The sequence below is a fragment of the Agrococcus sp. BE272 genome (assembly GCF_031457935.1).
Classification (GTDB): domain Bacteria; phylum Actinomycetota; class Actinomycetes; order Actinomycetales; family Microbacteriaceae; genus Agrococcus; species Agrococcus sediminis.
Map to the genome: position 1 here is coordinate 48636 of NZ_JAVDXL010000005.1, position 6559 is coordinate 55194.

Genomic DNA, 6559 nt, shown 5'->3' on the forward strand with positions numbered 1-6559 from the left:
GGTGAACCATGCCGAACGCCCCTGCCGAGACCCGCGAGTCGGGCGCGCCGCTCGCCCGCGCGATGCGGCCCATCAACACCGTCGTCGAGCGCTGGATCCCCTCCGCGCTCGTCTTCGCGATCATCCTGACGCTCGTCGTCGCGCTGCTCGCGCTGACGGTCACGCAGACGAACCCCGTCGACCTCGTCGTCGGCTGGGGCGACGGCCTGTCGGGCCTGCTCGCCTTCATGACGCAGATGGCGCTCATCCTGCTGCTCGGCCACATGCTCGCCAACACCCGGCCCGTGCGTCGCCTGCTCACGCGCCTCGCCGCGCTGCCGCAGACGCCCGTGCAGGCCTACCTGTTCGTCTTCGTCATCGCCGCCGTCGCATCCCTCATCACCTGGGGCCTCGGCCTCGTCGTCGGCGGCCTGCTCGCCCGCGAGGTCGCGGCCTCCGGCAAGGAGCGGGGCCTCCGCCTGCACTTCCCGATGCTCGTGGCGGCCGGCTTCTCGGGCTTCGTCGTCTGGCACATGGGCTACTCGGGCTCCGGCCCGCTCACGGCCGCGACGCCCGACTCGTTCATCGCCGAGCACCTCGGCGGCCAGGTGATCCCGGTCTCCGAGACCACGTTCGCGCTCCCGAACATCATCGGCGCGGTCGCGACGATCGTCGCCGTCGCGGTGGCGCTGTCGCTCGTCGCGCCGCGCGGCTCCGACCGCATCGTCGAGCTGCAGTTCGACGCCCGCGAGCAGCTCGTCGAGCACGAGGAGGAGGTCGTCACGCCCGCCGACCGCATCGACGCGAGCCGCATCGTCACGCTCATCGTCGGCGCCGCGCTCACCCTCTACCTCGTCGTGCACTTCGTGCAGGGCGGCACGATCACGCTCGACATCGTCAACTGGTCGTTCCTCGCGCTCATCTTCCTGCTGGTGCGCAACCCGTTCGAGATCATCCGCCTCACGAAGGAAGCCGCCTCGAACGTGGGCGAGATCCTGCTGCAGTTCCCGCTCTACGCGGGGATCCTCGGCATGATGACGTCGTCGGGCCTCATCCAGGTGCTGTCGGATGCGTTCGTCGCGATCGCGAACCCGGTCACGTTCGGCGTGCTGGCACTGCTGTCGGCCGGGCTCGTGAACTTCTTCGTGCCGTCGGGCGGCGGGCAGTTCGCCGTGCAGGCGCCGATCCTGCTCGACGCCGCCGAGCGCATCGGCGTCGACCCTGCGATCCCGATCATGGCGGTCGCGTACGGCGACCAGTGGACGAACATGATCCAGCCGTTCTGGGCGCTGCCGCTGCTCGCGATCGCGGGGCTGAAGATGCGCGACATCCTCGGCTACACGACCGTGACGCTCATCGCATCCGGCCTCGTCTTCGCGGCGGTGCTGGTCGTCTGGTCGCTCTGACGCGCTGACTCGCCGACCAGGCACGCTGGCCCTCTCCGCTCCGGAGGGGGCCAGCGGCGTCCGTGCGGCAGCCGCGCGCCGGGCGCTCAGCGGCGGTGCTGCAGCAGCGAGTTCAGCGTGAGCGACGTCTTCGAGAGCGAGCTGGTCGCGAGCGACGAGCGGGTGAGCGAGGAGCCGCGGCGGCGGATGCGCTCGTTGTCGGCGAGGTCGAGCCGGCCGATGAGGGCGGTCACCTCGTCGGAGGGGTTCGGCAGCTGGCGCTGCTGCACCCGCGCGGCCTCATCGGTCGCCGCCTGGCGCACGCGGTCGGCGGCCTGCCGCCCGGCGTCCTGCAGCTGCCCCACCTGCTGCTGCACGCGCGAGTCGACCTGGCGCCGCAGCTGCTCGATGCGCGCGAGCCGGTCGGAGCCCGGCGCCTGCTGCGGCTCGCGCTGCTGCTGGCCCTGGTACGCGGCTTGGCCCTGGTAGCCCTGCTGACCCTGGTAGACCTGCTGGCCTTGACCCGGGTAGCCCTGCTGCCCCTGGCCCTGCCGCTGCGGCTGCGGCTGCGGCTGCGGCTGGCGCGGGGCCTGCGGTCGCGGCTGCTGCGGCCGCTGCTGCTGCGGCGCGTGCACCTGCGGCTGCGCTCCGGAGCGTCGCGCGCGCTCGCCCTCGACCTCGCGCGCCGCCGCCTCGATGCGCTCGCGCCACGACTGCGGTACCGCGTTCTGCAGGTGCTCGGCCTGCCCGACCGCCTCGCCGTAGCGCTGCCCGGCCTCCCGCCGCACCTGCTGCACGCCGCCGCGCACCTGCTCGCGCGCCCGTTGGCCGGCGCCGCGCAGCACGCCGCGCAGCGACGTGAAGCCGCCCCGCACCATCGCGAGGCCGATGATCGACGCAGCCGCGGACAGGATGAGCGGGATGAACGCGGTGTCGAAAGCGCTCTCGATCCCGACGACGAGCGCTGACTGGCCGATCCAGCCGATCCACTGCAGCAGGCCCGGCACGCCGTTGAACAGCAGGATGGCGCCGATCACCATCGTGACGAGGGGACCGATGAACCCCTGCGGGCGGACGACCTGAGCCATGGGTTCAGTATGGCCCTCCGCACCTGCGCGCGACGGGCGGATGCCGAGCACGAGCGGGAGCCCGACCCTGGCGGTCAGCGCGCGGCGTCCGGTGTGCTCACGGGGAGGATGCGTTCCACGAGTGCGTCGACGATCGCGTCGGTGGGCGTCGCCGGGTCCAGCGGCGTCGTCAGGCGGTCGAGCATGAGCCCGTCGATCGCGTAGTGGACGAGCGCCAGATCGGCCCGGGCGCCCGGGAGGCCCGCCGCCTCGTTGAAGGCGACGTCGTCGGCGAAGGCGCTCCGTCGCCACGCGCCGAGCGCCTCCGCCACCTCGGGTCGGCGCGACGCCTCGAGGCGCAGCTCGAACAGCGCGAGCGGCACGTGGGGATCCTCCGAGAGGCGCCGGACCACGTCGCGCACGTGCTCGGCGAACGCCGCGCGATCGGGCGCTCGCCCGGAGCCGGAGCCGTGCGCCGCTGCCGCCGGTGTGAGCCGCTCCTCGATGCGCGCGACGAGTGCGGCGATGAGGTCGCCTCGCGTGGGGAAGTAGTTCGACGCGGTGCCGCGAGGAGCCTCCGCAGCCGCGTCGACGGCGCGGTGGGTGAGCCCGCGCGCGCCCTCCGTGGCCAGGACGCGGATTCCGGCATCCGCGAGCTCGCCGCGGCGTCGGTCGTTGCGTGCCATGCTCCCGAGCGTAGCGCGACCACGACATCTGTCGTATGTTGATCACGACAGATGTCGTGATTGGAGCAGCATGCGAGACCTCGTCTACTACGTCGCCGTCAGCCTCGACGGCCGGATCGCCGACCAGGACGGCGGCTACGACGCGTTCCTCGTCGATGGGGATCACGCATCCGTCGTCGTCGACGAGTACGCCGACGCGCTGCCCGCGCACGCCCACGCCGCGCTCGGCACCACTCCGCCCGGAACACGGTTCGACACCGTGCTGATGGGCTGGCGCACGCTCACACCGGCGCTGGACGCCGGCATCGAGAGCCCGTATCCGCACCTGCGTCAGATCGTCGCGAGCAGCCGCCCTCGCGAGGTCGCGGCCGGCATCGAGGTGAGCGACGATCCGCTGGCGACGGTGCGCGCGCTGAAGCGGGCCGACGGCCTCGACATCTGGCTCTGCGGGGGCGGAGCACTCGCGGCGTCGCTGCTGCCCGAGATCGATCGGCTGGTGCTGAAGCGCCACCCGATCGTGCTCGGCGACGGTGTCGGCCTCTTCGGCAGCCGTCGGGCGGTGCCCCCTCGGTTCCGCCTCGACGCGACGCGACCGTTCGCCTCGGGCGTGGTCGTCGAGGAGCACTCGGCCCGCGGCCGCGCGACCGCGGGCTGACGCCGCACCGACGCCCGGCGGTCAGCCCGCGGTCGGGCGCACGAGCGGCAGCCACGGCGAGACGTCGGCGCGCACGCCCGAGGCGCGCACCGCGCCGCGACCCACCGCATCCGCCCACGCCTCGCCGCCGGTCGCGAGCGCGAGCCAGGTCGCGGCGTCGGTCTCGACCACGTTGGGCGGCGTGCCGCGCGTGTGCCCGGGGCCCTCGACCGCCTGCACGGCGCCGAACGGCGGCACGCGCACCTCGACCGACTTGCCGGGCGCCCGCTCGGCGAGGCACTGCAGCGTGTAGCGCACCGCGAGCGCCCGCTCGGCGCGCCCGGCGTCGGGCGCGAGCGCGGCGCGCACCGCGTCCGTGCCGTCGAGATCGGGGATGCGCCTGGCCACGTCCGACAGGCTAGCCGCGGCCGGCGACGTGGTCGCCTGGTGGCCGCCGGGCGCCCTCATCGCCGATGCATCGAGCCCGTCGGCCCGGCGGGCTCGCCGCGTTCGTAGAATGGGCGCGTGCGGATCCTGGTACTCGGCAGCGGCGCGCGTGAGCACGCCATCATCGCGGCACTCCTCGAGGAGGGCGGCCACGAGATCACGGCCGCGCCCGGCAACGCCGGGATCGGCGTCGAGGTCGAGGCGGTGCGCGTCGACATCAAGGACCCGCAGCTCGTCACCGACCTCGCCGTCGACGGCGGCTTCGACCTGGTCGTCATCGGCCCCGAGGCGCCCCTCGTCGCGGGCGTCGCCGACGCCCTCAAGCAGGCCGGCGTGCCGGTCTTCGGCCCCACGAAGGCGGCCGCCGCCATCGAGGGCTCGAAGTCGTTCGCGAAGGCGGTCATGGCGCGGGCCGGCGTGCCGACGGGCGCCGACACCACGGCCGTGACGCTCGACGACGTGCGGGCCGCGCTCGACGCATCCGCTCCCCCGTGGGTGCTGAAGGCCGACGGGCTCGCCGCAGGCAAGGGCGTCATCGTCACCGACGACCGGGCCGCGGCCGAGGCGCACGCCGAGGCCTTCCTGCCCGACGGCCCGCTGCTGATCGAGGAGTACCTCGCCGGGCCCGAGGTGAGCCTGTTCGTGCTCACCGACGGCGAGCACGCCGTGCCGCTCGCGCCCGCGCAGGACTTCAAGCGCCTCGGCGACGGCGACACCGGCCCCAACACCGGTGGCATGGGCGCCTACTCGCCGCTGCCGTGGCTCGCCGAGCGCTTCGGCAGCGAGCAGGCCTTCGTCGACGAGGTCGTCGAGACGGTCGCGCTGCCCACGATCCGCGCGATGGCCGAGGCGGGCACGCCCTTCACGGGCCTGCTCTACTGCGGCCTCATCGTCACCGACGACGGCGTGAAGGTCATCGAGTTCAACGCGCGCTTCGGCGACCCCGAGACGCAGGTGGTGCTGCCCCGCATCGAGTCGGGACTGGCGGATGCGCTGCTGGCGGCCGCGAACGGATCCCTCGGGTCGGCAGCGCCGCTCGTGTGGCGCGACTCGGCGGCGGTGGCCGTGGTGCTCGCGAGCGAGGGCTACCCGGGCGACCCCATCACCGGTCGCCTCATCACGGGCGTCGAGGATGCCGAGCAGCTCGAGGGCGTGCGGGTGCTGCACGCCGCCACCGGCCGCGGCGAGCAGGGCCTGACCGCCACCGGCGGCCGCGTGCTCAACGTCGTCGGCACCGGCGCGACGCTCGCCGAGGCGCGCGAGCGCGCCTATGCGGGGCTCGGCAGGATCTCGCTCGAGGGCGGGCAGTCGCGCTCCGACATCGCTGCCCGGGCATGACCGGGCTCGACGGCTGGGAGCTCGCCTACTCGGGCAAGGTGCGCGACCTCTATGTGCCGGTCGGCACCGAGCTCGCGACCGCGCCCGAGATGCTCATGGTGGCCTCCGACCGCGTCTCGGCCTTCGACCAGGTGCTCGAGCCCGCGATCCCCGGCAAGGGCGAGCTGCTGACGACGCTCACGCGCTGGTGGATCGACCGACTAGGGCTCCCGTCGCAGCTCGCCCCCGACGCCGACGCCCGCACCCCGGACGCGGTGCGCGGCCGCGCGATGCTCGTGCGCACGCTCGACATGCTCCCGGTCGAGTGCGTCGTGCGCGGCCGCGTCACCGGCTCGGGCCTCAAGGAGTACCGGCAGGTCGGCTCGATCTCGGGCGTCGCGCTGCCGCCGGGCCTCGAGGACGGCGATGCGCTGCCCGAGCCGATCTACACGCCGGCCTGGAAGGCGCCGCAGGGCGAGCACGACGAGAACGTGTCCTTCGAGCGCACGGTCGAGCTGGTCGGCGCTGACGACGCGGCCGCGATCCGCGACCTCGCGCTGCGCGTGTACGCGCAGGGCGCGGCGATCGCCGCCGAGGCGGGCCTCGTGCTCGCCGACACGAAGCTGGAGTTCGGCCGCGACCGGGATACGGGCGAGCTGGTGCTCGCCGACGAGGTGCTCACCTCCGACTCGTCGCGGTACTGGGACGCCGCGGCGCTCGATCAGGGCCGCGTGGAGTCGTTCGACAAGCAGATCGTGCGGGACTGGCTCGCCGCGAACTGGGACGGCGAGGGCGAGGCGCCCCGGCTGCCCGCCGACGTCGTCGAGCGGACGGCGGCGCGCTATCGGGAGCTGATCGAGCGGTTGACCGGGTCGCCGCTGGTCGAGTAGGGGGCGCGTCGACGAGCGGCGGGGATCTCGATACGCCCGACTGCGTCGGGCTACTCGATATTGAGAATGGGCGCGGCGGCCTCGCGGGCGCCTGACTTGCTACTCGACAGGCTCCTCGGATGCCTTGCGCTGGATCTGTCGGTGGCTGTCGTGG

Annotated in this window: 7 protein-coding genes; 4 read left to right on the plus strand and 3 right to left on the minus strand. The window is 73.8% G+C overall.

Annotated features, from left to right (window positions below; translation table 11 throughout):
- Window positions 1–8 precede the first annotated feature (8 nt).
- Window positions 9–1385: a short-chain fatty acid transporter gene (locus J2X49_RS12695; RefSeq protein ID WP_246992444.1), complete on the plus strand. Its 1377-nt coding sequence runs from the start codon at window positions 9–11 to the stop codon at window positions 1383–1385.
- A gap of 86 nt (window positions 1386–1471) precedes the next feature.
- On the opposite strand, the gene J2X49_RS12700 is transcribed toward J2X49_RS12695, so the two are convergent.
- Window positions 1472–2452: a hypothetical protein gene (locus J2X49_RS12700; protein ID WP_310126938.1), complete on the minus strand. Its 981-nt coding sequence runs from the start codon at window positions 2450–2452 to the stop codon at window positions 1472–1474.
- 74 nt (window positions 2453–2526) lie between these two features.
- Window positions 2527–3117, minus strand: a complete 591-nt coding sequence (locus J2X49_RS12705; protein WP_310126939.1) for a TetR/AcrR family transcriptional regulator — start codon at window positions 3115–3117, stop codon at window positions 2527–2529.
- Window positions 3118–3187: 70 nt separating this feature from the next.
- Between J2X49_RS12705 and J2X49_RS12710 the strand changes: the two genes are divergently transcribed.
- Entirely contained in the window at window positions 3188–3772 is a 585-nt protein-coding gene (locus J2X49_RS12710; protein ID WP_310126943.1) for a dihydrofolate reductase family protein, read from the plus strand.
- Between the two features lie 21 nt (window positions 3773–3793).
- Here the strand turns inward: J2X49_RS12710 and J2X49_RS12715 are convergent, their stop codons facing one another.
- Window positions 3794–4159 carry a sterol carrier family protein gene (locus J2X49_RS12715; protein ID WP_246992448.1) on the minus strand — a complete coding sequence of 122 codons (366 nt, stop codon included), beginning with the start codon at window positions 4157–4159 and terminating at the stop codon, window positions 3794–3796.
- Between the two features lie 117 nt (window positions 4160–4276).
- On the opposite strand from J2X49_RS12715, the gene purD reads away from it, so the two are divergent.
- Both purD and J2X49_RS12725 read left to right on the plus strand, forming a co-directional pair.
- A complete protein-coding gene (gene purD, locus J2X49_RS12720) occupies window positions 4277–5536 on the plus strand; it encodes a phosphoribosylamine--glycine ligase (RefSeq protein WP_246992450.1) in 1260 nt (419 codons plus the stop codon).
- Entirely contained in the window at window positions 5533–6405 is an 873-nt protein-coding gene (locus J2X49_RS12725; RefSeq protein WP_310126952.1) for a phosphoribosylaminoimidazolesuccinocarboxamide synthase, read from the plus strand. Before purD ends, J2X49_RS12725 begins: the two co-directional genes overlap by 4 nt.
- Window positions 6406–6559: the final 154 nt, after the last annotated feature.